27 protein-coding genes are annotated in these 24,158 nt (G+C 69.1%); 12 read left to right on the top strand and 15 right to left on the bottom strand.

The window, feature by feature from the left end; genetic code table 11:
- The first annotated feature begins 69 nt into the window (after positions 1–69).
- Both J2X21_RS24410 and J2X21_RS24405 read left to right on the top strand, forming a co-directional pair.
- Positions 70–1,362, top strand: coding sequence for an esterase/lipase family protein (locus J2X21_RS24410; RefSeq protein ID WP_310332740.1), 1,293 nt, complete (start codon positions 70–72; stop codon positions 1,360–1,362).
- 46 nt (positions 1,363–1,408) lie between these two features.
- Positions 1,409–2,008 (top strand): DUF6151 family protein, encoded by a 600-nt coding sequence (locus tag J2X21_RS24405; protein WP_310332739.1) that lies wholly within the window; start codon positions 1,409–1,411, stop codon positions 2,006–2,008.
- 2 nt (positions 2,009–2,010) lie between these two features.
- Here the strand turns inward: J2X21_RS24405 and J2X21_RS24400 are convergent, their stop codons facing one another.
- From J2X21_RS24400 to mnmG, 7 genes are all read right to left on the bottom strand, one after another.
- The gene (locus tag J2X21_RS24400; RefSeq protein ID WP_310332738.1) at positions 2,011–3,048 is read right to left on the bottom strand and encodes a DUF4892 domain-containing protein; all 1,038 of its coding nucleotides are present in this window, start codon (positions 3,046–3,048) and stop codon (positions 2,011–2,013) included.
- A gap of 96 nt (positions 3,049–3,144) precedes the next feature.
- A complete protein-coding gene (locus tag J2X21_RS24395) occupies positions 3,145–3,639 on the bottom strand; it encodes a GNAT family N-acetyltransferase (RefSeq protein WP_310332737.1) in 495 nt (164 codons plus the stop codon).
- The gene (locus J2X21_RS24390) at positions 3,636–4,892 is read right to left on the bottom strand and encodes a GNAT family N-acetyltransferase (protein ID WP_310332736.1); all 1,257 of its coding nucleotides are present in this window, start codon (positions 4,890–4,892) and stop codon (positions 3,636–3,638) included. The genes J2X21_RS24395 and J2X21_RS24390 overlap by 4 nt, the downstream gene beginning before the upstream one ends.
- A 3-nt stretch (positions 4,893–4,895) precedes the next feature.
- Positions 4,896–5,432, bottom strand: a complete 537-nt coding sequence (locus J2X21_RS24385; RefSeq protein WP_310332734.1) for a GNAT family N-acetyltransferase — start codon at positions 5,430–5,432, stop codon at positions 4,896–4,898.
- Positions 5,432–6,205: a ParA family protein gene (locus tag J2X21_RS24380; protein ID WP_310332733.1), complete on the bottom strand. Its 774-nt coding sequence runs from the start codon at positions 6,203–6,205 to the stop codon at positions 5,432–5,434. Before J2X21_RS24380 ends, J2X21_RS24385 begins: the two co-directional genes overlap by 1 nt.
- 108 nt (positions 6,206–6,313) lie before the next feature.
- Positions 6,314–6,940 (bottom strand): 16S rRNA (guanine(527)-N(7))-methyltransferase RsmG, encoded by a 627-nt coding sequence (gene rsmG / locus J2X21_RS24375; RefSeq protein ID WP_310332732.1) that lies wholly within the window; start codon positions 6,938–6,940, stop codon positions 6,314–6,316.
- Positions 6,937–8,886, bottom strand: a complete 1,950-nt coding sequence (mnmG, locus tag J2X21_RS24370; protein WP_310332731.1) for a tRNA uridine-5-carboxymethylaminomethyl(34) synthesis enzyme MnmG — start codon at positions 8,884–8,886, stop codon at positions 6,937–6,939. The genes rsmG and mnmG overlap by 4 nt, the downstream gene beginning before the upstream one ends.
- 118 nt (positions 8,887–9,004) lie before the next feature.
- Between mnmG and J2X21_RS24365 the strand changes: the two genes are divergently transcribed.
- Positions 9,005–9,280 carry a YkgJ family cysteine cluster protein gene (locus J2X21_RS24365; protein ID WP_310332730.1) on the top strand — a complete coding sequence of 92 codons (276 nt, stop codon included), beginning with the start codon at positions 9,005–9,007 and terminating at the stop codon, positions 9,278–9,280.
- A 168-nt stretch (positions 9,281–9,448) separates the two neighbouring features.
- Here the strand turns inward: J2X21_RS24365 and J2X21_RS24360 are convergent, their stop codons facing one another.
- Complete coding sequence (locus tag J2X21_RS24360; RefSeq protein WP_310332729.1) at positions 9,449–9,673, bottom strand: DUF2061 domain-containing protein; 225 nt, start codon at positions 9,671–9,673, stop codon at positions 9,449–9,451.
- A gap of 119 nt (positions 9,674–9,792) precedes the next feature.
- Between J2X21_RS24360 and J2X21_RS24355 the strand changes: the two genes are divergently transcribed.
- Positions 9,793–10,290, top strand: a complete 498-nt coding sequence (locus tag J2X21_RS24355; RefSeq protein ID WP_310332728.1) for a hypothetical protein — start codon at positions 9,793–9,795, stop codon at positions 10,288–10,290.
- Here J2X21_RS24355 and J2X21_RS24350 read toward each other — a convergent pair.
- Genes J2X21_RS24350 through J2X21_RS24335 form a run of 4 tightly spaced genes read right to left on the bottom strand, consistent with a single transcriptional unit; the run spans position 10,287 to position 14,198 of the window.
- Positions 10,287–10,781, bottom strand: a complete 495-nt coding sequence (locus tag J2X21_RS24350) for a hypothetical protein (protein WP_310332727.1) — start codon at positions 10,779–10,781, stop codon at positions 10,287–10,289. The two genes, J2X21_RS24355 and J2X21_RS24350, sit on opposite strands and share 4 nt — an antisense overlap.
- The gene (locus tag J2X21_RS24345; protein WP_310332725.1) at positions 10,778–11,941 is read right to left on the bottom strand and encodes an ABC transporter permease; all 1,164 of its coding nucleotides are present in this window, start codon (positions 11,939–11,941) and stop codon (positions 10,778–10,780) included. The genes J2X21_RS24350 and J2X21_RS24345 overlap by 4 nt, the downstream gene beginning before the upstream one ends.
- On the bottom strand, positions 11,938–12,720 hold the full coding sequence (locus tag J2X21_RS24340) for an ABC transporter ATP-binding protein (protein ID WP_310332724.1): 783 nt from the start codon (positions 12,718–12,720) through the stop codon (positions 11,938–11,940). The genes J2X21_RS24345 and J2X21_RS24340 overlap by 4 nt, the downstream gene beginning before the upstream one ends.
- Positions 12,717–14,198 (bottom strand): alpha/beta hydrolase, encoded by a 1,482-nt coding sequence (locus J2X21_RS24335; protein WP_310332723.1) that lies wholly within the window; start codon positions 14,196–14,198, stop codon positions 12,717–12,719. The genes J2X21_RS24340 and J2X21_RS24335 overlap by 4 nt, the downstream gene beginning before the upstream one ends.
- A gap of 158 nt (positions 14,199–14,356) precedes the next feature.
- On the opposite strand from J2X21_RS24335, the gene J2X21_RS24330 reads away from it, so the two are divergent.
- Positions 14,357–14,557 carry a hypothetical protein gene (locus tag J2X21_RS24330; RefSeq protein WP_310332722.1) on the top strand — a complete coding sequence of 67 codons (201 nt, stop codon included), beginning with the start codon at positions 14,357–14,359 and terminating at the stop codon, positions 14,555–14,557.
- Here J2X21_RS24330 and J2X21_RS24325 read toward each other — a convergent pair.
- Complete coding sequence (locus tag J2X21_RS24325; protein WP_310332721.1) at positions 14,554–15,585, bottom strand: DUF3667 domain-containing protein; 1,032 nt, start codon at positions 15,583–15,585, stop codon at positions 14,554–14,556. The genes J2X21_RS24330 and J2X21_RS24325 overlap by 4 nt on opposite strands.
- Before the next feature lie 4 nt (positions 15,586–15,589).
- Positions 15,590–17,155 (bottom strand): thioredoxin family protein, encoded by a 1,566-nt coding sequence (locus J2X21_RS24320; protein ID WP_310332720.1) that lies wholly within the window; start codon positions 17,153–17,155, stop codon positions 15,590–15,592.
- Between the two features lie 81 nt (positions 17,156–17,236).
- Between J2X21_RS24320 and J2X21_RS24315 the strand changes: the two genes are divergently transcribed.
- Both J2X21_RS24315 and J2X21_RS24310 read left to right on the top strand, forming a co-directional pair.
- Positions 17,237–17,899: a DNA alkylation repair protein gene (locus J2X21_RS24315; RefSeq protein WP_310332719.1), complete on the top strand. Its 663-nt coding sequence runs from the start codon at positions 17,237–17,239 to the stop codon at positions 17,897–17,899.
- Between the two features lie 172 nt (positions 17,900–18,071).
- A complete protein-coding gene (locus J2X21_RS24310; protein WP_310332718.1) occupies positions 18,072–18,281 on the top strand; it encodes a hypothetical protein in 210 nt (69 codons plus the stop codon).
- Here the strand turns inward: J2X21_RS24310 and J2X21_RS24305 are convergent, their stop codons facing one another.
- Positions 18,282–20,333 carry an FAD-dependent oxidoreductase gene (locus tag J2X21_RS24305; RefSeq protein WP_310332717.1) on the bottom strand — a complete coding sequence of 684 codons (2,052 nt, stop codon included), beginning with the start codon at positions 20,331–20,333 and terminating at the stop codon, positions 18,282–18,284.
- Positions 20,334–20,525: 192 nt separating this feature from the next.
- Between J2X21_RS24305 and J2X21_RS24300 the strand changes: the two genes are divergently transcribed.
- From J2X21_RS24300 to J2X21_RS24280, 5 genes are all read left to right on the top strand, one after another.
- On the top strand, positions 20,526–21,845 hold the full coding sequence (locus tag J2X21_RS24300; RefSeq protein WP_310332716.1) for a DUF4397 domain-containing protein: 1,320 nt from the start codon (positions 20,526–20,528) through the stop codon (positions 21,843–21,845).
- 82 nt (positions 21,846–21,927) lie between these two features.
- The gene (locus J2X21_RS24295; protein WP_310332715.1) at positions 21,928–22,620 is read left to right on the top strand and encodes a hypothetical protein; all 693 of its coding nucleotides are present in this window, start codon (positions 21,928–21,930) and stop codon (positions 22,618–22,620) included.
- A 13-nt stretch (positions 22,621–22,633) separates the two neighbouring features.
- Entirely contained in the window at positions 22,634–23,041 is a 408-nt protein-coding gene (locus tag J2X21_RS24290) for a DUF1801 domain-containing protein (RefSeq protein WP_310332714.1), read from the top strand.
- The gene (locus tag J2X21_RS24285; RefSeq protein ID WP_310332713.1) at positions 23,038–23,256 is read left to right on the top strand and encodes a cysteine-rich CWC family protein; all 219 of its coding nucleotides are present in this window, start codon (positions 23,038–23,040) and stop codon (positions 23,254–23,256) included. Before J2X21_RS24290 ends, J2X21_RS24285 begins: the two co-directional genes overlap by 4 nt.
- A gap of 10 nt (positions 23,257–23,266) precedes the next feature.
- Positions 23,267–24,136, top strand: a complete 870-nt coding sequence (locus J2X21_RS24280) for a DMT family transporter (protein ID WP_310332712.1) — start codon at positions 23,267–23,269, stop codon at positions 24,134–24,136.
- Positions 24,137–24,158 lie beyond the last annotated feature (22 nt).

Genomic DNA, 24,158 nt, shown 5'->3' with positions numbered 1-24,158 from the left:
AGCGCCGGGCCGCCCCAAGCAAGCTCGCTCCCCCATGGGGGGACAGGCCGTAGGCCGAAGGGGGCACCAATGAGCAGTAGCAACCTGTGGACCGATGTGAGCGCCCGGCTGGCGCTCGAAGAAGAACCGACGCTGGCCAGCACGCTGCCCATCGGCCAGCGCCGCCGCCGCGCCGCGGCGCGCGATGCCGATGGCCGTGCCCAGGTCGAGCTGGTGCGTGACGACGACGGCCTGCTGCGCTGGGTCTACACGCCGCCCACGACACCCGGCGGCACGGGGCGGCGCGCCTACCGGTCCATGCGCGTGGCGCCGGATGACGTCGTGCAGCGCTTTCGCTTCAACGATTTCGGCGCCAACGCGGTCACCGACAAGCTCATCGACGCTGATGACTGGCTGACGCCCGACCAGCGCATGCAGCGTTGGCAGGACGGCCATTTGGTGGACGACGTCCGGCCCCGCATCGACAAGGGCCGCGTGCTGCTGTTGGTGCATGGCACCTTCAGCAAGTCGAAGATGTGGTTCGACGAGTTGCAGGCCACCGAGGCCGGCCGCAAGCTGTTGGCCGGCTGGCAGCAGAAGTACAGCGCCATCCTGGCCTTTGGCCACCCGACGCTGTCCGTGGCGGCCTGGTCCAACGCGCTGGACCTGCATGCCGCGCTGCAGGATGTCAGCGCGCCCATCGACGTGGTCTGCCACAGCCGCGGTGGCCTGGTCGTTGGCTGGCTGATGCGGCTGCGTGCCGTGCCGGTGGAGCGCGTGGTCTTCGTTGCATCGCCGCTGGTGGGCACCAGCTTGGCCGCGCCGGACAAGCTGCGCGCCGCGCTCGACATGATCGCCAGCTATGCCGATGCCGTGTCGTCACTCAGCCGGCAGGCGACCGGCATCGTGCCCTTCGCGGAGGGCGTGTCGCTGCTGGCCAAGATCTTCGGCAAGGTGCTGCAGCTGGGCAGTAACACGCCCATCGTCGATGCGGCGGTGGGCCTGGTGCCGGGCCTGGCCACGCAGCAGCTGACCAAGAACAACAACGACGTGCGGCAGCTGTTCGCCGCGCCCTGGCTCAGCACGCCCAAGATGTACGGCATCGGCGCGGCCTTCCAGCCGGACGAGAGCACGCAGCCGATGTGGCGGTTCTGGCGGCGCTTCAGCAACATCGGCGACCAGGTGAAGTACGGCGCCGCCGACCTGGTGTTCCCCGGCCCCAACGACCTCGTGGTGGATGTGGACTCGATGTTCCGCCTCGGCGAGGGCGGCAACCTCACGTTCGAGGCGCTGGGCGTGGGCCCGACCACGCATCACACCAACTACTTCCGTGACGAGCGCGTCATCGGCTATCTGGGCGATCAGTTCTCGAGTCAGAGCTGAGTGGCCTGCTGACAAGGCAAGGCCTGGCCCCGCCTAGCATCGCCGCATGAAATCGCATCCCATCTCCTGCCGCTGCGGCACCGTCCGTGGCCACGTGGCGCGGCCTGACGCCGCGCTGCGCCTGGTCTGCTACTGCCGCGATTGCCAGGCCTTCGCGCGCTATCTGGGCCCGCCGCCGGGCATGCTGGATGCGATGAACGGCACCGAGATCCTCGCGGTGCGGCCAAGCGATGTGTCGTTCACCCAGGGGCAGGACCGTCTGGCCTGCATGTCGCTGTCGGACAAGGGCTTGCTGCGCTGGTATGCGAGCTGCTGCCGGTCGCCCATGGGCAGCACGCCGCGTGACCCTCGCGAGTCTCACCTGGGCCTGGTGCACAGCTGCCTGGAGGCCGACGAAGCCCGGCGCGCCGACGTTTTCGGACCCGTGCGCATGCGGGTCAACACGCAAGCTGCCAATGGCCGGCCCGAGAAGAATGCGGTGCTGACCTTCGCCGCGGCGCTGGCGGGTCATCTGGGTGGGCTGCTCTGGCGCCGGCTCAGTGGCAGCTATCGCGCCAATCCGTTCTTCGGGCCTGACGGGGCGCCCATCGCGCAGCCGCAGGTGGTCCTCGCTGAACAGCGTGAGGCGCTGCGGCAGGGCGGCTGACGCTACTGCGCCACCAGCTCCACGCGCCGGTTCCTGGCCCGGCCAGCGTCGTCGCCATTGCCCGCCACGGGCGCCAGCGAGGCCAGCCCCTTGGGCGCGAGCCGCTTGCCATCGACCTTGTACGGCGCCGCCGTCAGCGCCGCGACGACGGCCTGCGCGCGGGCCAGGCTGAGCTTCTCGTTGGCCTCGAAGCTGCCGACGTTGTCGGTGTGGCCCACGACACAGGCCTTCAGCGCCGGCTGGCTCTTCAGCAGTTCGGCCATCGCGTCCAGCTGGGCCTTGGACTCGGGCTTCAGCTCCGTCTTGCCGGTGTCGAAGAACAGGCCGGTCAGCGCGATGCGGCCCTCGGCCTTCAGGCCTGCCGCGATGGCGTTGGCGTCGACGGTCACCTGACCCGTGGGCATGGCCTTGGGTTCGACGATCTCGATGTAGCTGGCGGCGCGGTCGGTGTACTCGTTCTGGGCCAGCGAGGTGTAGACCAGGATCTCCAACGCCGTGCCGCCGCGCGTCAGCGTGCCGGCCAGCATGCGGCCTTCATCGGCGCTCAGGCCCATGGGCAGCGGCCAGCGGCTGCCCTTGTAGCTGCCTTTCACGCCAACGAGGTCGCCCTTGACCCAGTCCATGCTCTTGCCGCGCGCGCCCTTGTCCAGCGTGAAGTAGGCGTCGTAGCAGGCCTTCAGCTCGCAGCTGAAGCGCGGCTTGAAGCCGGCGGCCGCCAGCGCCTGCTGCTGGTTGCGGAAGATCTCCAGCGGTGTCTTGCCTGCCGGGCCGACATAGAAGAGGCGGGTCAGCCGGCCTTCGGCCTGCACCGGGTCGGCGAACTTGCGGCGGTCGGTCTTGGACATGCCGCCGGCACCGGGCAACTCGGTCGCGGCCCAGTCCGTCTGGCCGTAGCCCACCAGCGTGCTGCCGGCAAAGCGGCTGATGACGGGGTGGTCGGCGCTGCCGGGCAGGTCGGTAGTGGGCGTCTGGGGCTCGGCGGCGTTGGCGCCGCTGGCCATGGTCAGTGCAATCAGCGTGCTAGCGATGATGATCCGCATGGGCCGTTCAGGAGCGGTGGGTTGCGACGGCGCATGTTGACCCGGCCATCCGATTCGCCGCGCTGGTGGCGGCCTGCAAACGTGGGAGAACCCGCCTCAGCGTTGTGCCAGTTCGTAACGCCACTCGACGCAGGCCTCGCCACGGAACTCGGTCTCGATGCGGGCCAGCAGCCGCGCCGGCAGACGTTCGAGGAGCCGGATGCAGGCGCTGTTGCGCGCGTCTGTCTGCGCGTGGATGCGCTGCACGCCGGTTTGTTCGAAGACCAGCGCGATGGCCGCCCGGACCGCCGCCGTCGCGATGCCACGGCCCTGCGCGGCGCGGGCCAGGCTGAAGCCAAACTCCGCTTCTAGGCCATCGGCGCTGACATGGATACCGAGGTCGCCGATCAACCGGTCCGTCTGCGCATCGGCAACGGCGAGCTGGCTCCATTGGCCCGGCTGGAACAGCGGGATCGTGGCCATCTCGTTCAGGAAGGCCAAAGCCTGTTCATCGGCCTGCGGCGTCCAGCCCTGCCAGCGGCCCACGTCGGGGTCGCCGCGATAGGCCTGGAAGGCGGCCAGGTCGGTGGCCGCGAGGCGGCGCAGCTTCACAGCAGCTCCTGTTCGGGGCTGCGGTAGTGATAGCGGTAGGCGAAGCTGAAGCCCATGCGCGCGTACAGCCGCTTGGCGACCTCGTTGTCGCTGCCCACCTGCAGATAGGCCTGGCGGGCGCCGTGTTGGTAGGCGAGGGCCAGCAAGGACTGGCACAGGCGCTGGCCGTGACCTTGCCGTTGAACGGCCGAGGCGATGTCGTACAGGCCCACCAGATCACCCGCGACGACCATCTGGCCGCAGGCCAGCAGTGCGCCGTCGGCATCGTTCAGTACAAAGCCTTGGTAGGTGACCGGCGCGTTGGCGATGCGCTCGGCATGGGCGGCAATGGCCGTGTCCGATGACCCGCGCAGCGCGCCGACCGTGGCGGCGTAGCGGGCGGCATCCAGCGCTTGCAACTCGACCAGCGGCGGCACGGGCAGCAGGCGGTTCAGCACCATCACGTCGGCCGCATCGAACGCGCCCCAGCCCTTGGCAGCGAGGCGCTCATCGAGGTCGGCGGGTTGGCTCCATGGCGTCACCCGCACGGCCAGCGGCAAGCCTGCTGCGTCGTAGGCCTGCCGGCAACGGGCCAACAAGTCATCCAGCGGCAGCGTGCCTTGGCGCAGCGCATTGATGCAGCGCGAGCGCTTGGCCTTGCCCGGCGACAGGCGGATCAGCCAGCCGTCGATGTCCGCTTGCTGCGGCGGCGCGCTGGCGTCCAGGCCGGCGAGCTCGGCGCGCAGCGGCAGGTCGGCAAAGGGGTCGGTGGCGTTGGGGAGGAAACGCCACCAGTAGTCCTCAAGATACTGCCGGGCATCTGAGCAGCACGAGTTGCCGTCCAGCACGTCGGCCACGTACGACAGGTACGTGGCGATGGCCTCGCACTGCGCAGGCGTGAACATCTCATTGGGTGCACGCAACTGGTGTTGCCCGTCGTACCGACCGCGAGGATCGAAGGCGTACACGGCGCTTTCAGTGGAATTCGATGGCGTGTCGTAGCCTGTGCGCACCAGCCAACTCATATAGGCAGGCGCGTAATAGACGTGGCCCGCCAGATCCACGAACGAGAAAGCCGAATAGTGCTTGGCGATAAGGTCGTCTGGCACGTCCTGCCAGCGCGTGTCGGTGTCCAGCGCACGCGCTGCCTGCCGTTCTTCATGTGACCCGTGGTCGTCGATGACTTGTGACTCCCGCAGGCTGGTGCCGTCGCCGCGTTGCACGCCGTCGAAGGCAGCGTGGATCTGATCGAGAACGGCTTGGCGGCGGTCCATGGGTCAGGCAGATTCGAGCAACGTGGAGGGATCGCGCCAGATGCAGCGCCACTCCGGCAGACAGACGCCGCCAAACGGTGGCGTCGTGCCGGGGTCTATGAACTCGGCACCCATGCGGGCGTAAAAGCGCTTGGCGGGTTCGTTCTGGTCCAGTACCCAAAGGTGCAGCGGCTCGGTGCTGTCAGTCCCCAGTTCTCGGACGACGGCTTGCAGCAGCCGGCGGCCGAGGCCACCGCCCTTGTGGTCGGGGTGGACGTGCAGGTTGTCGATCAGCGTGCCGCACTCGGCTTCGTGGCCAGGCAGCACATAGGCAAAGCCGATCATCTGGCCGGAAGCATCCTCCGCGACGACGCCGAAGGCGGAAGCCGTGGCCGGGCCTTGCAGGCGTTCGCGCCAGACGGTCTGGCGGTCGGCGAAGACGTCGTGGTCCAGGAAGCTGTCGGGCACGATGCCGCGGTAGGCGCTGCGCCAGCTGGTGGCGTGGAGCAGGGCGACGGCATCGGCGTCCGCCGGCGTCATGGCGCGCAGCGTCGCGGCCATCAGCGCATCGTCTCGATGCGCTTCACCATTTCCTTGGCGAAGTCGACAAACGCCTGCGCGCCCTTGGAGCTGGGGTCGAACACGACGCCCGGCAGCCCGTAGCTGGGCGCCTCGGCCAGCCGCACATTGCGCGGGATGACGGTGTCGAACACCTTGTTGGCGAAGTGGGCCTTGAGCTGGTCGCTGACCTGCTGCTGCAGCGTGATGCGCGGGTCGAACATGACGCGCAGCAGGCCGATGATCTGGAGGTTGTTGTTCAGATTGGCGTGGATCTGCTTGATGGTGTTGACCAGGTCGGTCAGGCCTTCCAGCGCGAAATACTCGCACTGCATGGGCACGATGACGCCATGCGCACTGCACAGGCCGTTCAGCGTCAGCATGGACAGCGACGGCGGGCAGTCGATGAGGACGAAGTCGTAGTCCTTGGCGGCCTGGCTCAGCGCGGCCTTCAGGCGTGCTTCGCGACGCTCCAGCGCCACCAGGTCCACCTCGGCACCGGCCAGTTCGCGGTTGGCGCCCAACACGTCATAGCCGGCCTTGTCGGCACGGGACTTGGCCTCGGCGATGGAGGCGGACTCCAGCAGCACGTCGTAGACGGTCAGCTCCAGCTTGCGCTTGTCGATGCCGGAACCCATGGTCGCATTGCCCTGGGGGTCCAGGTCGACGACCAGCACGCGCTGGCCGATCTGCGCCAGGCCGGCGGCGAGGTTGACGGTGGTGGTGGTCTTGCCGACGCCGCCCTTCTGGTTGGCGATGCAGAAAATCTTGGCCATGTGGTGCTGTGTTGTGTGGGCCGAAGAATACTTAACCACAGAGGCACAGAGACACAGAGAAAGTCTGTGGGCTGTTTTCTCTGTGCCTCAGTGCCTCTGTGGTTGCATTTATTTCGACTTCATCCAGACGAGGCAGCGCTGGGCGTCCAGCCCGGGAACGGCCAGTTGTTCCACGTGAAACACGTCCACGTCGGCGGGCAGCGCAGCGATCTCTTCCGCCGGGTGCTGGCCCTTCATGGCCATCCAGATCGCACCTTCGGCGAGGTGCTGCCGAGTCAGGCTGGTGAAGTCCACCAACGAGGCGAACGCGCGGGACGTGATGACGCTGAAGGGTGGAGTCGCCAACTGCTCGACGCGGCTGTGCACGCCGTGCAGGTTGGGCAGCTTCAGCTCGGCGGCCACCTGCTGGATGAAAGTCGCCTTCTTGGCGACGGCGTCCACGCAGCTCACGTCGGTGCCGGGGCAGCAGATGGCGATGACGACCCCAGGCAGCCCGCCGCCGGCGCCGACGTCCATCAATCGGGCCGGCGCGCCGTGCTTCTGCAGCGGTGCGATGACCGACAGGCTGTCGATCAGGTGGTGGCTCAGCATCTGCGCCGGGTCACGCACGGCGGTCAGGTTGTAGACCTTGTTCCACTTCTGCAGCAGGGCCAGGTAGGCGAGAAGCTGGTCGAGTTGGGTTTCGCTGAGGCTGAGGCCGAGTTCGGTGGCGGCTGCTTGGAGCTGATCCCTCATGCCGCCTCGGCCTCGGTGAAGCCCTTGAACTTGCCCTTCTTCAGGTGCACCAGAAGCAGCGAGATCGCCGCAGGCGTGATGCCCGAGATGCGCGAGGCCTGGCCCAGCGTCTCGGGGCGATGCTTGTTCAGCTTCTGCCTTGCCTCGAAGGAGAGGGCGTGGACGAGGCCGTAGTCCAGTTCTTCGGGCAGCTTCAGATGTTCGAAGTGGGCGGCGCGGGCGACGTCGTCGACCTGCTTGTTGATGTAGCCGGCGTACTTGGTGCTGATTTCGACCTGCTCGGTGACGAGGGCGGCCAGCTCGGCGCCCAGCTCGGCGTTCAACGTTTCACGTGAAACACCGGCCTCGGGGCGTGCAATCGCAGCCACCTCGACGACCGTGTCGAACACGACGCCCGGCCGGCGCAGCAGGTCGGCCAAGTTGTACTCACGCTCCAGCGCCTTGCCGACCAGCCGCTCGGCATCCGCCGCTGGCAGGATGCCAGGATGTACCCAGGTGCTCTTCAGCTTCTCGGTTTCACGTGAAACAGCGTCGCGCTTGCGGTTGAAGGCAGCCCAGCGCTCGTCGTCCACCAAGCCCAGCTGGCGACCGGTTTCGGTCAGGCGCAGGTCGGCGTTGTCCTCGCGCAGCTGCAGCCGGAACTCGGCGCGGCTGGTGAACATGCGATAGGGCTCGGTCACACCCTTGGTGATGAGATCGTCGACCAGCACGCCCAGGTAGGCCTGGTCGCGCGCCGGCGTCCACGGGCCGTCGCCGCGCACCTGCAGCGCGGCGTTCAGGCCGGCGAACAGGCCCTGCGCCGCTGCCTCCTCGTAGCCCGTCGTGCCATTGATCTGGCCGGCGAAGAACAGGCCCTGGATGACCTTGGTCTCGAACGAGGCCTTCAGGCCGCGCGGGTCGAAGTAGTCGTACTCGATGGCGTAGCCGGGGCGCAGGATGTCGGCGTTCTCCAGGCCCGGGATGCTGCGCACGGCGGCGAGCTGGATGTCGAAGGGCAGGGAGGTGGAGATGCCGTTCGGGTAGAACTCGTGCGTCGTCAGGCCCTCAGGTTCCAGGAAGATCTGGTGCGAGTCCTTGTCGGCGAAGCGGTTCACCTTGTCCTCGATGCTGGGGCAGTAGCGCGGGCCCACGCCCTCGATGACGCCGGTGAACATCGGGCTGCGGTCGAAGCCGCTGCGGATGATGTCGTGCGTGCGCAGGTTGGTGTGCGTGACCCAGCACGGCACCTGCTGCGGGTGCATGGCCCGGTTGCCGATGAAGCTGAACACGGGCACCGGGTCCAGGTCGCCGGGCTGGGCCTCGCACTTGCTGAAGTCGATGGTGCGGCCGTCGATGCGCGGTGGCGTGCCGGTCTTGAGGCGACCCTGCGGCAGCTTCAGCTCCTTCAGACGCGCGGACAGCGACACGGCCGGAGGGTCGCCCGCACGACCGGCGCTGTAGTTCTGCAGGCCGACGTGGATGCGGCCGTCCAGGAAAGTGCCGGCCGTCAGCACGACGGCGCGGGCGCGGAACTGGATACCGGCCTGCGTGACGGCGCCGACGACGCGGTCGCCTTCCACCATCAGGTCGTCCACGGCCTGCTGGAACAGCGTCAGGTTCTTCTGGTTTTCCAGCCGGCGGCGGATGGCGGCCTTGTAGAGGATGCGGTCGGCCTGCGCGCGGGTGGCGCGCACGGCCGGGCCCTTGCTGCCGTTCAGGATGCGGAACTGGATGCCGCCCTCGTCGGTGGCCAGTGCCATTGCGCCGCCCAGCGCGTCGACCTCTTTGACGAGGTGACCCTTGCCGATGCCGCCGATGCTTGGGTTGCAGCTCATCTGGCCCAGGGTCTCGATGTTGTGGGTCAGCAGCAGCGTCTGCGCGCCCATGCGCGCGCTGGCAAGCGCCGCCTCGGTGCCGGCATGGCCGCCGCCGACGACGATGACATCGAATTCCTTGGGGTAAAGCATCTCGGTCCTGGAAAGAACAGGCCCCGAGCGAGGCGCTGGGGCAAACCCCGAATTTTACGAAGCGGCTGTGGATAAGTCACCCTGTCCGAGGGACTTCGGCAGGGACAATTCGACGCCTATGGACTGCCGCCCTCACTGCGCCGCCTGCTGCATCGCCCCGTCGATCAGCTCGCCCATTCCCGGCCACCCGCAGGGAAAGCCAGCGGGCGTGCGCTGCGTGCAGCTGGACGAAGACCTGCGCTGCCGCATCTTCGGCCGGCCCGAGCGCCCGGCGGTCTGCGGCTCGCTGCCGCCGCATGAAGAGATGTGCGGCGACAGCCGCGAGCAGGCGATGCGCTGGCTGGGGTGGATGGAGCGGGAAACCGCACCCGGGCCACGCGCGCACAGCTCGTAGCCGCAACCTCAACGTTGTCGGTCGGAGGCGCCTGCCGCGCTCGGTGCCTGGGTGCGCGAGACCAAGGGCTGGGTGGTCCAGCTCCTTCGCCAGCTGATGCGCCGCCGGAACGGCATCGCCGACGACGCGACGCTGCGCCGAACCTTGCTGGACGGCCTGCGCTGAGGATCAGCCGGCCGGCTGCGGCTGGCGATGGCCGCCACCCCAACGTGCCCGGAACGCGCGGGCGCGCGGGTGGTCCCAGTACTTGTCGAAGAAGTAGTGCAGCACCGTGTTGGCCAGCGGCTCGATGAAGGTCACCGCGCCGGCAACGGTCACGCTGCCGGTCAGCGCGTAGGTCACGCTGAAGGCCGTGATCAGGTGCATGACGCCGAAGCTGAGGGTCTTGGTCATGATGTCTATCGCCTTGCGAATTTGAATAGTCAAATGCTAATGATTCGCATCGCGGCCGACCATTCGCTTGTGTCTATCGCGGCGATGGCCTGGCGCCCGCTCCGTTAGGCTTGCCGGCCATGACGACGCCCACCGAGACCCACCCGCCGGCGGACAGCCTGCTGGCCCACCTGGCCGCCGAGCGCCAAGCCTTTGCCGACGCCTACACGCTGGACCTGCCGCGCCCCGTCACGCTGGCAGAGTTCGTCGAGGCCTTCTACACGACGCGGCTGTTCAAGCTGGAGCGCCTCGTGCTGACGCTGTTCGGCCGGCCGTCCAGCGACGCCGCCGCGCGGGCGCTGGCGCAAGGTCAGGCGCAGCGCTTCGCGGCCTGGACCATCCAGGCCCGCACGGGCGATGAACTGCTGATGCATGAGGACACGGGCGCGACGCGGTCCTGGTTCAAGGTCGAAGCGGGCGAGGGCGGCGGCACGCGGCTGTGGTTCGGCTCGGCCGTCGTGCCGCGCCGCCGCGGGCCGGGGGGTGAGGCCCGCATGAGCTGGGTCTTCCATGCGCTGCTGGGCGTGCACCGCGCCTACTCGCGAGCGTTGCTGGCAGCCGCAGCCCGCAGCCTCTAAGACTTGGTGCCCTTGCCGCTGACCTTGTCGGTCACCGGCTGCTGGGTCGCCAGCTCTTCAATCCACGCCTCGCAGGCTTCGGCCGTGACGCGGCCCGTCACGCGATAGGCCTTGCCCGCCTCGGGCGCGAAGGCCACGTCGCCGTCCACGCGGCAGGTCGGGTTCGTCATCGCGAGGATGGGCGCGCCGTATTGCGTGGCGGCCTGCAGCCGCACGCGGGCCGGGCGCAGCGGCAGGTCGTTGGTCAGCGCCACCGGTGCCACCGAGAAGCCGCGGCCCTGGTTGGCGCGCACCGTGGCCATGCTGGTGCTGGCCAGCCGGCGGCCGTCGACCTGCGTCATCTCGAACACATGCAGCAACTGGCCGCTGACCTGCACCGCCTGGTCGGCCACGTTGACGGTGGGGCCGGTGTAGTCGGCCGGCGTGGCGGGCTCCAGGCTGGCACAGCCGGCCAGCAGCGCAACGCTGCCGAGGAGGACCGCGGCCCTCACCGGGCCACCGCCGCGCGCATCGAGCGCGCCACGTAGGCCAACGCAACCGCCGCCAGCGCGAAGCCAATGACCACGCCCGGCAGCACCTGCTCCCAGCGCAGCGCCTCGCCCTTCAGCACGCTGAGCATCAGCGTGTTCTGGGCAAGACCCGGCACCCACAGATACCAAGGTGCGTCGCCGCCCGGGTTCAGCAGGCCGACCATGGGTGCCAGACTGACGGCCGTGACGATCAGCGTGCTGCTGGCCTGCGCCTCCTTGAAGGTCTTAGAGCGTATGGCCAGCGCCATCAGCAGGCCCGACAGGCCGGCGGCGAGCGGGATCTGCAGCAGCCAGAAGGCCAGCGCTTCGTTCATGCCGAACTGGAACATGGCCTGCAGGCTGTCGCTCTTCAGCAGCCATTGCGCCGGCACGAAGCTCAGGGAAGACAGCAGCGCCACCACCATGCCCATCAGCGCGACGGCGCCCCACTTGCCCCACACCAGCGCGCTGTGCGGCACCGGGTTCATCAGCAGCGGCTCCAGCGAACCGCGCTCGCGTTCGCCGGCGGTGCTGTCCAGCGCCGCGGTCAGCGCGCCGTACAGCACGGCCATGATGATGAACATCGGAATCATCGTGGTCATGCGAGTTGCGCGGGCCTGCGCGCTGGCAAGGTCGCGCTCCTCCACGTCGACTGGCTTCAGCAGCTCCATGGACACGCCGCGCATCGCCAGGTTCAGCGCCGCGCGTTCCTGGTTGAAGCCGCCCAGCAGCCGATGCAGGGCGCCCGCGCCGGCCTGTGCGCGCTGGTTGGCGCTGTCGCTGACGATCTCCACCACGGGAGCCTCGCCGGCCAGCAGCTTGGACTCGAAGTCGGCGGGCACCACCATCACCGGCTCCAGCAGCGTCGTCGCGCGCAGCCGGGCCTCGTAGTCGGCGGGCGCGGTCTTGACGGTGTAGGTCTGACGCTCGATGAAGTTCAGCAGCGTGGGCGCGGCTTCCATGCCCACGGCCATCACCTCGCGCTTCTCGGCGCGCTCCTCGAACGACGCGATCAGCCCCGACAGCGCCATCAGCATCACCGGTCCCATCAGCAGCGCGGGGATCAGCATGCGCATCAGCGTGCGGCGGTCGCGCAGCGCATCGGCCAGCTCTTTTGCAAAGACGATCCAACCCTGTTTCATGCTGCCACCTCGGCGGGGAATGCCAGTTTCACGAACGCGTCCTCGAAGCGGGTCTCGCCCGCCTGTTCCAGCAGGCCGGGCACGCTGCCGTGCGCCACGCTGCGGCCCTTGGACACCACCACCACCTCGTCACATAACTGCTCCACCTCCTGCATGATGTGCGTGGAGAACACGATGCATTTGCTGCCGCCCTCGGGGCTGCGCAGCCAGCGCAAGGCCTCGCGCAGCGCGCGGGTGGCCAGCACGTCCAGCCCGTTGGTGGGCTCGTCCAGCACGATGTTGGCGGGGTCGTGCACCAGCGCGCGGGCCAGCGCCGTCTTCATGCGCTCGCCCTGGCTGAAGCCGTCGGCGCGGCGGTCCAGGATGGACTGCATGTCCAACAGCCGTGCCAGCTCGTCGGCACGCGCGTTGGCGGCGTCGGGGTCCATGCCTTGCAGCCGGCCGAAGTAGGCGATGTTCTCGCGGGCCGACAGGCGTGGGTACAGCCCGTGCGCGTCGCCCAGGATGCCCATGCGGGCCAAGGCTTTCAAAGGCGCGTCCTTGACGACGATGCCATCGACCGCGATGTGGCCGCTGTCGGGGGCGAACAGCCCGGCCAGCATGCGCAGCGTGGTGGTCTTGCCGGCGCCGTTGGCGCCCAGCAGCCCGGTGATGCGGCCGTTGGCGGCCGTCAGGCTGATGCCTTGCACCGCATGCACGATGCGCCTGTCACCGCGCTTGAACAGGCCCGCGCCGGTGCGCGAGACGAACTGCTTGTGAACGTCCTGGATGTCGATCATTGCGCCGCTCCGGTCGTCGTCGGGGCCTGGATGGGCTGGAAGGCGGTGGGCCGCGGGATGCGCGTCGCGCAGCTGCCGTCCTGGGGCAGGGCGGAGGCGTCGGTCTTGGCGTCGATGAAGCGGAACATCAGGTCGCGCACGCAACCCACGGTCATCACTCCGTGGCCGGCCTGCGGCACCACCAGGTGCTGCACGCGCTCCGGATGGCCGGCGCCCAGCGCCTTGGCGACGCGCTCGCCGTGGCGGGGCGGCGTGGCCGGATCGGCGCCGCCGCTCATGACCAGCACGGGGCTGGGCGCGGCGGGCAGCTTGTAGAAGTCGGCCGGCACGTCGCCGCGGGGCCAGGTCTTGCATACGCGGGTGTACATGTCGGCGTCCATGCGCTGGAAGTCGGCGCCGGGCTTGTCGGTCGAGTCGGCCAGGCGTGGCACGTCCTCCGCGCAGACGACGGAGAAATGCATGCCCATCGCGAGGCGCATGGCCTTGGCCGATCCGAAGGCCGAGGTCAGGCCGAACAGCCCTTCGAAGCGCCCGTCCTTCGCGGCCGCATGGATGGCGGCCGGCAGCGCGGAGGCCAGCATGGGCTGGTACAGCGGCGGGCGCACGGCGCGCATCAGCAGCTCGCGGTCCACCGTGAAGCGCTCGGGCTGGCCGGTCAGCGGATGGGCGACCGTGACCGGGCGCGGCAGCGAGGCGAGCAGCTGTTGCCACTCGGTGCGCAGCTGCGGGTGGGTCTTGGCGTGCGCGTCGAACAGCTGGTCCAGCGCGGCCTGGCCGTCTGCGGAGAAGCTGGCGGGCAGCACCATGTCGGCCGGCGCGACGCCGTCGATGAGGGTGCGGCGCACCTTGGTCGGGAACAGGCGCAGGTACTCCAGCGCGGCGCGCGTGCCGTAGCTGCCGCCCACCAGGTTCCACTGCGGCACGGCGAGCGCCTCGCGCACCGCATCCATGTCCTGCATCGCGAGGGTGGTCGTGAAGAAGCGCAGGCCGCCGTCCTGGCCATACGGCAGCTTCTCCAGCGCCACGCGGCAGGCGTCCAGGCGCTTCATCTGCGCCTCGCTGTCCAGTTGCTCGGTGACCGGCAGCTTGCTGTCGTCGGGGCAGTCCAGCGGCGCGGACTTGCCGGTACCGCGCTGGTCGATGAAGACGATGTCGCGCCGGTTGCCCAGGCGGGACAGCCGCGGCAGCACGCGCGACGCGATGTTGATGGCGCTCTGGCCGGGGCCGCCGGCCAGCATCAGCACGGCGTCGGGCTGCTTGTTGCGTGCCATCGCGGGCACAACGAGGTAGTGCACGGCGATCTTCACGCCGTCCGGCCGTGCCGGGTCCAGCGGGCGCTGCAGGCTGCCGCACTGCAGCTCGTTGGGAATGCCGTCGATGCGGCAGGGCTGCAGCGGTGCCGCTGCAGCCGCGCCGCCCAGGCCGGCCAGGGTCAGCGCTGTGTAGGCTTTCGCCAGGCGCCCTCTCCATTCACGCATGCCAGTCTCTTCAGGTCTTGTTGGGATGGCCCGCAGTATCAGCGGCTGCCTGCCGGTGAGCGGCCGGCGATGGGCGGATGGCCGGCGTGAGCGCATGAATGGCATGAAAGCCGGTGCGGCCGGCGGCTATGCTGCGCGCATCGACGAAAGGAGCGCGTGTGCAGACACTCGACGAGATGCGCGACCGCTGCCTGCTCACTGCCGAGCAGCATGCCGAGATCGGTGCCTGGGTCAGCCAGGCGCGTACGCCCGACGCCATCCTGGCCATGCCCGAGGCGCTGTGGCGCACGCTGGAACTGGCCAGCGTGCTGATGGATGTGGATGCCGACCTGCGACGGCCGCCGCTGTTCGCCGCTTAACCGGCCGCCAGCGCGCCGACCATAGAGAGGCCCAGCAGGCCCAGCGCGATGACGACCCAGTGCATGACGGCCAGCAAGCCTCCACGCAGCAGCGTGGTCCACCAGCTTGACTGGTGCACCCGCTTCAGCGCCAGCAGCGGGTAGATGTTGGACCAGGCCCAGACGGCGACCGCGACCGCCGTCCAGGGCAGCAGCACCGCCAGCAGCAGCATCGCGTACCAGGCGGCGTGCAGGTGCATCGCGAACACGAAGTGCGCGCCATAGGTCTGGCGCCAGAACAGCAGCTTGAGCAGGCCGGCGAAGAAGGGTAGCGAGCACAGCACCGCGTAAGGCGCCAGGCCCAGCATGGCCGCACCCATCGCACGGAATGAGCGGTCGGGGTCTTCGCGCCAGTGGCCCTCGGCGCGCTGCACGCGGTCCTGCATGCCCTGTGGCAGCTGGCTGGCGAGGTCGGGGTGCAGGATGTTGAGATGCTCTCTGCGCTCCGACACCGTCTGCCGCGCCTTGGCGAACTGCGCGGTCGCTGATGACGCGGCGGACGCCGCCGCCGCCACGCCGGGCACCACCTGTGCGATCTCGCTGTCGTCGTCCAGCCAGCCGAAAGCATTCGTGCCGGCGGGCGTGAGCTTCAGCACCAGGAAGAACAGCAGGCCCAGCGTCAGCAGCAGCCGCAGCGGCAGCACATAGCGCTGCTTGCGGCCGGCCAGGTATTCGCGCGTCAGGAAGCCGGGCCGGGCCATCAGGCCCCACAGGCTTTTCCACAGCGTGCCCTCCACCGCGATGTAGTGGCTGACGAACTCGTGCACGAACTCGAACAGCGATGGCGGATGGTTGGCCGTGTCCTGGCCGCAGTGGCTGCAGAAGTGCGCGCCGGGTGTGAGGGCGGTGCTGCAGTTCAGGCAGTGCGCCGACGCGCCATGGCCATCGCCGGCATGCGCGCGGCCACCCGCGGCCAGGCTGGCGAGATCCGCCGAGGCGATTGCTGCGGCCGTGCCGCCGGTCAGGCCGGCCGCCAATCCGTCGTCCATGCGCTCAGGCCTTCCGGGCTGCGGGCTTCATCAGCCCTTCGCAGGCCGCACGGGCCTTGGCGTCGCTGCCATCCAGCTTGCCGCAGACGCCGTCCAGCTGCGCCTTCAGCCGGCCCACGGCGGCCGCCTGCGGGGCGCCCTTGTTCCAGCCGGTCAGCAGGTCGGCCACCTTCTTCAGCGAGCGCTCGCTGCGCTCGTAGAACGCGCCGGGGTCCTTCTCGGCCTCGGCGAACAACTGGGCGGCGGCCTTCTCGATGCGCGGCGTGTCCTCCGGGCTCAGCTCGATCAGCGCACCGAAGTAGTTGGAGCCCCACTGCAGGCGCGTGGCCGGGCCCTCGCTCTTGTTGAAGGCCTCTTCGTACCAGCGCAGCGCATCGGCCTTGCGGCCCTGCTTTTTCGCGTTGCCACCCAGCTGGCTCATCAGGTAGTAGGGCGAGTGGCTGCGCGCGAGGGCCGACTTCAGCAGCTCGTCGCTCTCCTTCCACAGCCCGGCGCGGCCCAGCAGGTGGGCGGCCTGCGTGATGACGGCCTGGCGCTCGTAGCCGTCGGTGATCTCGCGGTTGGCGCGGGCGGTCTGCTCGCGGGCCTCGGTCAGCAGCGTGGCGGGGATGCGCTGCGGGTGGACCTCGGCCTTGGGCTGGTCCAGCCGTGCCAGCTCGATGCGGGCCTGCAGCACGTTCAGGCGGTCGGCGCGCGACAGCGTGGTGTCCTCGTTCAGCCGCTTCAGCGCGGCGTCGTACTCGGCCAGCAGCGCGTTGCGGGCGTCGCCGCCCTGCGGTGTCAGCGCCTTGACCAAGTCGGGCGCCTCGTTGCCCAGCACGTCCATCTGCGCGCGGGCCTGCGTGGCATCGGCCAGCACGGCGCGCAGACGCGGCAGCTGGGCGGGGTCTGCCGTCTTGCCTTCGGCCAGCGCACCGATGGACTTCAGCCACAGCCGCGTGGCGGTTTCGGCGTCGGCGCCTTCGCTGGCCTTGGCCAGCTGCGCCAGCGTGGCGGGGCGCTCTGCCACGGGCAGCAGTTGCTGCTCGTCGATCTCCCAGCCATAGAAGCCCAGCATGCGCCATTCGTTGGCGCTCAGCTTCTTGCCGGCGCGGGCATCGGCCAGCACGGCCTTCACCGGGCGGCCGCCGGCCAGGCCCAGCTGCAGCACCGACATCACCTGCGCCGCGTCGGCCTCGCCGGGCAGGCGGGTGATCTCGCTGCCGTTGGGGTTGAACAGGATCAGCGTCGGGTAGCCGCGCACCTTGAAGCGTGTGCCCAGCTTCTGCGCGCCGCGCGCGTCACCGTCGATGTTCACGGCCACGAAAGACTTGCTCTGCTCGATGAAGTCCGCGCGGTTGAACAGCGTCGCCTTCAGCTGGTTGCAGGGCGGGCACCACTTGGCACCCCAGTACAGCAGCACCGGCTTCTTGTCGGCCTTGGCCTGCGCGAAGAAGCGGTCGATGTCGGCATCCGCCGCGGCGGCCTGCCAGGACACGCCCGGGCCGGGGCCGGTGGCGGCATGGGCGAGGGGAGCGGTGGCCAGCAGGGCTGCAGCGGCCAGCGCGGCGAAGCGAGGGGTGAGCTTCATCGGGCGTGCGGGTCGATCGTGTCGAAGCGGACATTCTCCGCTGCCTGCGCACCGCAGAATCCGTGCATGCCGAATAAGCTCATGAGCCGACTGGACGATGCCCTGGCCGCGCTGCGCGCGCAAGCGCGTCCGGATCAACTGGAGGGCATGGCCCGCTTCGGCATGACCGGCGATGGCCGGCTGGGCCTGGCCGTGCCCACGCTGCGCGCGCTGGCCCGCGAGTTCAAGCGCGACCACGAGCTCGCGCTGGCGCTGTGGGACACCGAGATCCCCGACGCGCAGATCCTGGCCGGCATGGTGGCCGAACCGGTCAAGTTGACCGTTCAGCAGATGGACCACTGGGTCGCCGGTCTGCAGGCCTGGGACGTCTGCGACCAGGCCTGCCTGAACGCGTTCGTGAAGAGCCCGCTCGCCTGGGACGCCATCCCGCGCTGGGCGGCGCGCCAGCCCGAGTTCGAGAGGCGCGCCGGCTTCGCGCTGCTGGCGGTGGCCGCGGTGCACCAGAAGACACGGCCCGACGCCGACTTCCTGGCCCGCCTGCCGCTGATAGCAACCGCGGCTGGGGACGAGCGCAACTTCGTCAAGAAAGCCGTGAACTGGGCGCTGCGCCAGATCGGCAAGCGCAGTGCGGCGCTGTGTGAGCCGGCGCTCACATTGGCGCGGGCGTTGGCGGAGCGGGACGAGAAATCGGCACGCTGGATTGGCAACGATGCGCGGCGGGAGCTGGAGCGGCGCGCCAGTTAATTGACTCTGACCCCATATTTTGTCCCCCTTCAGGGGGAATGGAGGGGGAGGGGTGGTGATGGCCTCCCCCCTCGTCCCACCCTCTGGGTGATGTCCCGAAAAAGGCCCGGCGCCGATGCTGACGGTGTGACGTTGATCACGACGTCGAACACCTCAGAAACCGGAGCCCGCCATGCAATTCTTCAGCTCGTCGCAGCAACCCTGGTCCAACTCCAAGCCGGCCGTATTTGCGCCGGTGCGCCAGCGCCCGCTGATCGCTGGCGTGGCGAAGCCCGAGATCTGTGGCTGGTACGACTCCAGCTTCGAGCTGTCCCAGGGTCTGGAGATCACCGAGCACGACAACGACACGCTCTACCAGCTGTGGGAACTGTCCCAGGGCTGATTACAGCTTGCAGGCCAACTCGGTGCCCTGCCGGATCGCCCGCTTGGCGTCCAGTTCGCCAGCCTCCAGCGCACCGCCGATCAGGTGCACGCTGACGCCGGCCGCCTGCAGTGGAGCCTGCAGTTCGCGCAGCGGCTCCTGGCCGGCGCACAGCACGATGGTGTCGGCCTCGATGAGCTGCGCATCGGCCCGCTTCTCGCCGTAGCTGACCCACAGCCCCTCGGGCGTGATCTGCTCGTAGTTGACGCCGGCCAGCATGTCCACGTTCTTCATTTTCAGGGCGGCTCGGTGTATCCAGCCGGTCGTCTTGCCCAGGCCCGCGCCGGGTTTGCCGGTCTTGCGCTGCAGCAGCGTGATCTGGCGCGTGGCCGCCGCGGGAGCCGGCCGCAGCAGGCCGGCGCGCACCTGTTCCGGGTCGCCCACGCCCCAGTGGCGGCGCCAGGCGGCGGGGTCCAGCGTCAGCGAGTGGCCGGCTTCGAGCAGGTACTCGGCCATGTCGAAGCCGATGCCGCCGGCGCCCACGATGGCCACACGCGCGCCCACCGGCTTGTCGTGGCGCAGCACGTCGATGTAGCTCAGCACCTGGCCACGCGCCTGACCCTCGGCCTGGCCCGCGATCCTGGGGTCCCGCGCGCTGACACCGGTGGCCAGCAGCACCTCGTCGAAGCCCTTCAGCTCGTCGGCCGAGACCCGACAGTTCAGACGCAAGTCCACGCCGGTGATCTGGATGCGGCGGCCGAAGTAGCGCAGCGTTTCGCTGAACTCCTCCTTGCCCGGCACGCGCTTGGCCATGTTGAACTGGCCGCCGATCTCGTGTGCCGCGTCGAACAGCGTCACCGCATGGCCGCGCTCGGCCAGCGTCGTCGCTGCGGCGAGGCCCGCCGGGCCGGCGCCGACGACCGCGACCCGCTTCTTCTCTCCCTTGACCGGCCGCACCACCAGCAGCTGCTCGTAGGCCGCGTGCGGGTTCACCAGGCAGGTGGAGATCTGCTGCTGGAAGGTGTGGTCCAGGCAGGCCTGGTTGCAGGCGATGCAGGTGTTGATCTCGTCGGCGCGGTTCTCGCGCGCCTTCTTCACGAACAGCGGGTCGGCCAGGAAGGGCCGCGCCATCGACACCATGTCGGCCGAGCCTTCCGCCAGCACGCCTTCGGCCACCTCCGGCGTGTTGATGCGGTTGCTGGTGATCAGCGGCGTCGTGATGCCTTCGGCGCGCAGTTGCGCCCGCAGCTTGGCCGTCACCCACGCAAAGCCCGCGCGCGGCACGCTGGTCGCGATGGTGGGCACGCGCGCCTCGTGCCAGCCGATGCCGGTGTTGATGATGGTCGCACCGCCGCGCGCCACGCGCCGGGCCAGTTCCAGCACCTCGTCCCAGCTGCTGCCATTGGGGATGAGGTCCAGCATCGACAGCCGGTAGATGATGATGAAGTCCGGTCCCACCGCCTCGCGCATGCGGGCCAGGATCTCCAGCGGCAGCCGCATGCGGTTCTCGTAGGAGCCGCCCCAGCCGTCGTCGCGCTGGTTGGTGTGCGTGACGAGGAACTGGTTGATGAAATAACCCTCTGACCCCATCACCTCCACGCCGTCGTAGCCGGCCTCGCGGGCCAGCTTGGCGCAGCGGATGAAGGCGCGGATCTGTCGCTCGATGCCGCGCGCGCTCAGCTCGCGCGGCGTGAACGGCGTGATGGGGCTCTGGATGCGCGACGGCGCCACGCACAGCGGCGAGTAGCCGTAGCGGCCGGTGTGCAGGATCTGCAGCGCGATCTTGCCGCCCTCCGCATGCACGGCGTCGGTGATGACGCGATGCCGTCGTGCCGCACCTGAGGTCGCCAGCGTGCCGGCGAACGGCTTGGCCCAGCCCTCGATGTTGGGCGCGAAGCCGCCGGTGACGATCAGCCCCACCTCGCCTCGGGCGCGCTCGGCGAAGTAGGCGGCCATGCGATCGAAGTGCTTGCGCCCGTCCTCCAGGCCCGTGTGCATGCTGCCCATCAGCACGCGGTTCCTCAGCGTCGTGAAGCCGAGATCCAGCGGGGCGAGAAGGTGGGGATAGCTCATGCAACCGATGCTAGCCAGCGCCGCGGCGTTTGAATTGGAGGGGTCTCACCAACCCGGCTGCGGGTTTTCCAGCAACAGTTCTTCACCGGGCGATAGACGGCGGTCATGGTGAGATCTCCAGCTTGAGTTCTAATCGCGAGTCCGCGTCAATGGGCTAGAACCCAGCGGTTTGGTTTTTTCGGAGAGTTCTCGATGCGATTCACCCCCTGGGCCACCCGACTGGCCTTGACGCTGAGCCTGTCGGCCACTGCCTTCCTGACCGCCTGCGGCGGCGGCGGCGACGGCGACAGCAACACGCAGATCCGCCTGCTCAATGCCACGCGCTCCTATGCCCAGCTGGATTTGGAGGTCAACACCAAGGCCATCAACAGCAAGGTCGCGTACGCCACGGCCGGCGAGTACGGCACCGTGGACACCAACAACACGGCCACCAAGATCCTGGAGAGCAATGTCGGCACCAGCGTCGCGGCGATCACGCCCACGCTGAAGGGCGGCACCAACTACACCCAGATCGTCTACGGCTTCGCCGGTGCCGTGCGCACCGCGCTGCTGGAAGAAACCGAGACCGTGCCCGAGGCCAACAAGGCCAAGCTGCTGGTCATGAACCTGGCGCCCGACGCCGGCGCGCTGGACGTCTACGTGACGACCGCCACCGACTCGTTGGACACCGCCACTGCGCTGACGTCCAACCTGCAGGGCGGTTCCGGCAGCGGCTACATCCAGATCAACTCGGGCACCTTCCGTGTCCGCGTGACCGGCTATAACAAGCGTGGCGCCGACCTGCGCCTGGACATCCCGGCCATCACGCTGGATTCCGCCACCGTCAACACGCTGATCCTGACCGCTTCTGATGGTGGCGTGCTGGTCAACGGCATCACCATGGTGCAAAAGGGCGCGGTCAAGAACTTCGCCAACACGCAAAGCCGCGTGCGCACCGTGGCGGCGCTGACTGCCGCCTCCACCGTCGGCTCGACGATCAACGGCCAGCAAATGTTCAGCACGGCCATCAGCCCGCTGATCTCCGACTACGTGACCACCGCCTCCGGCGCCAGCACGCTGACCACGCAGGTCAACGGCGCTCCGGTCACCTTCACCGCGCCGACTCTGGCCGCCGGCAAGGACTACACGCTGCTGGTCTGGGGCGACGCTGCTGCGCCCAAGCTGTCGGTGCTGGACGACGACAACCGCCTGCCCACCGTCAACGGCAACGTGAAGGTTCGCCTGGTCAACGCGCTGCCCACCACCAGCACGTCGCTGAACGTGGACTTCAGCGCCATCGCCACCAACGTGGCGCCGGGTACGTCGTCGGCGGTCAACAACATCTCGTCGACGGCCAGCTCGCAGGTCGACGTGACGGTGCCCACCAACGCGTCGTCCATCTACACGAACGCCACGCTGGCCTTCCCGGCCAACAGCGTGTTCACGTTCTTCGCGGTGCCCACCACCAGCACCACCGGCACGACCACGTCGCCGGTGCCTGGCATGAGCGCGCTGCCCCGCCGCGAGCGTTAAGCCCGGCGCTGCGCCGCAGCACAAGAACCCCCGCGCCCTCCGGCCCGGGGGTTTTTTCTTGCCTGCGCTTCAAAATCGCGCCATGCCGTCTGCACCCACCCGCGTCCATCTGCAGCGCCTGCGCCTGGTCTGGCGCAGCGCCGGCTGGCCCTGCCAGGACCTCGTCGAGATCGAACTGCTGGCCGGCGGCTGGCTGGAGCGCCTGGCCGAGCCAGGCGGCCGTGAACGGCTGCGCGTGACGGACACGGGCGTGGCGCTGATCGCCGAGTCGCTGACGCGCAACCGTGCCGTGCGGGACGCGCACGAAGGCCTGGTCGAGCGCGTCGCCACCGAGATGCAACGCGCCGGCCGCATCGCCTGGCGCGGCCTGACGCTGCGTGCGGGCCTGCCGCGCGAGGACGGCACCACGCAATGGGTCAACGCGATGCCCGACGTCTACTCCATCCGCCACAGCACGGTGGAGGATTACCTCGAGCCCGCCATCCACGAGATCAAGGTCAGCCGCGCCGACCTGCTGGGCGAGTTGCGCCGCCCGGCCAAGTCCGCCGCCTACCGTGCGCTCAGCAGCCAGTGCTGGTTCGTCATCCAGGCCGGCATCGCCGAGGCCGAGGAGATCCCGCCCGAGTTCGGCGTGCTGGTCGCCCACGCCGGCCATCTTGAACTGGCCCGGCCGGCGCCCAAGCGCGCGCACAAGCCCGACTTCGCGACCTGGATGGCGCTCGCGCGGGCCACGCCGCTGCCCGGCAGCGATGACGATCCACAATCGCCGCTCTGACCCGGAGCTTTCCATGGCCAACAAGACCGTCCCCACCGACACCGATGTCCAGGCCTTCATCGCCACACAGCCCGAGGCGCGCGCGGCCGACTGTCAGGCGCTGGTGGCGCTGATGCAGCGTGTCAGCGGCCACCCGCCGCGCATGTGGGGCCGCATGGTGGGTTTCGGCGACCACCACTACAAGTACGACAGTGGCCGCGAGGGCGACATCTTCCAGATCGGCTTCGCCAGCGGCGCCGGCGGCAAGGGCGACATCAGCCTGTACATCACCTGCGATGCCAGCCAGTACGCCGACACGCTGGCCCGGCTGGGCAAGCACCGCGTGGGCAAGGGCTGCATCTACATCAAACGGCTGTCGGACATCGACACCGGCGTGCTGGCCGAACTCTGCGAGGCCGGGCTGCGCGAGTGCGCGAAATGACCGCCACGCCGCTCGACGTCCGCTGCCCGCGCTGCGGCGGCGGCTTCGAGTGCGGCGCCAACGCGGGCCATTGCGACTGCTTCGGCATCCGCCTGACCGAGCCTCAGCGCGAGCAGCTGGCGCGCGACTACCCCGGCCAGTGCCTGTGCCTGCGCTGCCTGCGTGAGTTGATAGCGGCCGATGACCAACGGCCCGCGGAAACGGCCCAGGCATGATGGCCGCCTCATGCGCGCCTCCTTCTTGCTCGACCGCCTCGCCCCGCCGCTGTTCATCTTCATCTGGGCCACCGGCTACATCGTCGCCAAGCTGGCCGCACCGTACGCCGACCCGCTGACCTTCCTGGCCTGGCGCTATGCCGGCGTCGTGGCGCTGATGCTGGCGCTGGCATTCGCGGCGCGCGCGGCCTGGCCGTCCCCGCGCGACATGCTGCACCTGGCCATCTCGGGCCTGGGCATCCAGGCGATCTACCTCGCGGGCGTCTGGGTCTCCATCCGCCAGGGGCTGCCAGCCGGCACGGCGGCCCTCATCGTCAACCTGCAGCCGGTGCTGGTGGCGGCCGCGGCGCCGCTGATCGGCGAGCGCGTCGCGCCGCGGCAGTGGCTGGGCGTCGCGCTGGGCCTGGCAGGCGTGGTTCTGGTCATCTGGCACAAGCTCAACCTGGGCGGCAGCTACGGCACGCCGCTGCTGCTGTGCCTGATGGCGCTGCTGGCCATCACCGGCGGCACGCTGTACCAGAAGCGCTTCGTGCCCCACTTCGACTTGCGCACCGGCCAGGTCGTGCAGTTCGCCGCGTCGCTGGCCGTCACGCTGCCGCTGGCCTGGGCGCTGGAACCCATGCGCATCCAGTGGACCGCCGACGTGATCCTCGCGATGGCCTGGAGCATCCTGGTGCTGACGGCCGGCGGCATCAGCCTCATGTTCTACATGCTGCGCCACGGCCGCGTGACGGCCGTGTCCAGCACCATGTATCTGGTGCCCTCTGTCACCTCGGTGATGGCGTGGTTGCTGTTCGGCGAGACACTCGGCGCACAAGCCATCGCCGGCATGGGCGTGACGCTGCTGGGCGTCTATCTCGTGGTCGGCAGGGCCTCTTAGCACGGCGGCAATGGGCCGCGTT

Source organism: Roseateles asaccharophilus (genome assembly GCF_031458115.1).
Classification (GTDB): domain Bacteria; phylum Pseudomonadota; class Gammaproteobacteria; order Burkholderiales; family Burkholderiaceae_C; genus Pelomonas; species Pelomonas asaccharophilus_A.
This window is presented reverse-complemented; position numbering and strand designations above follow the sequence as displayed.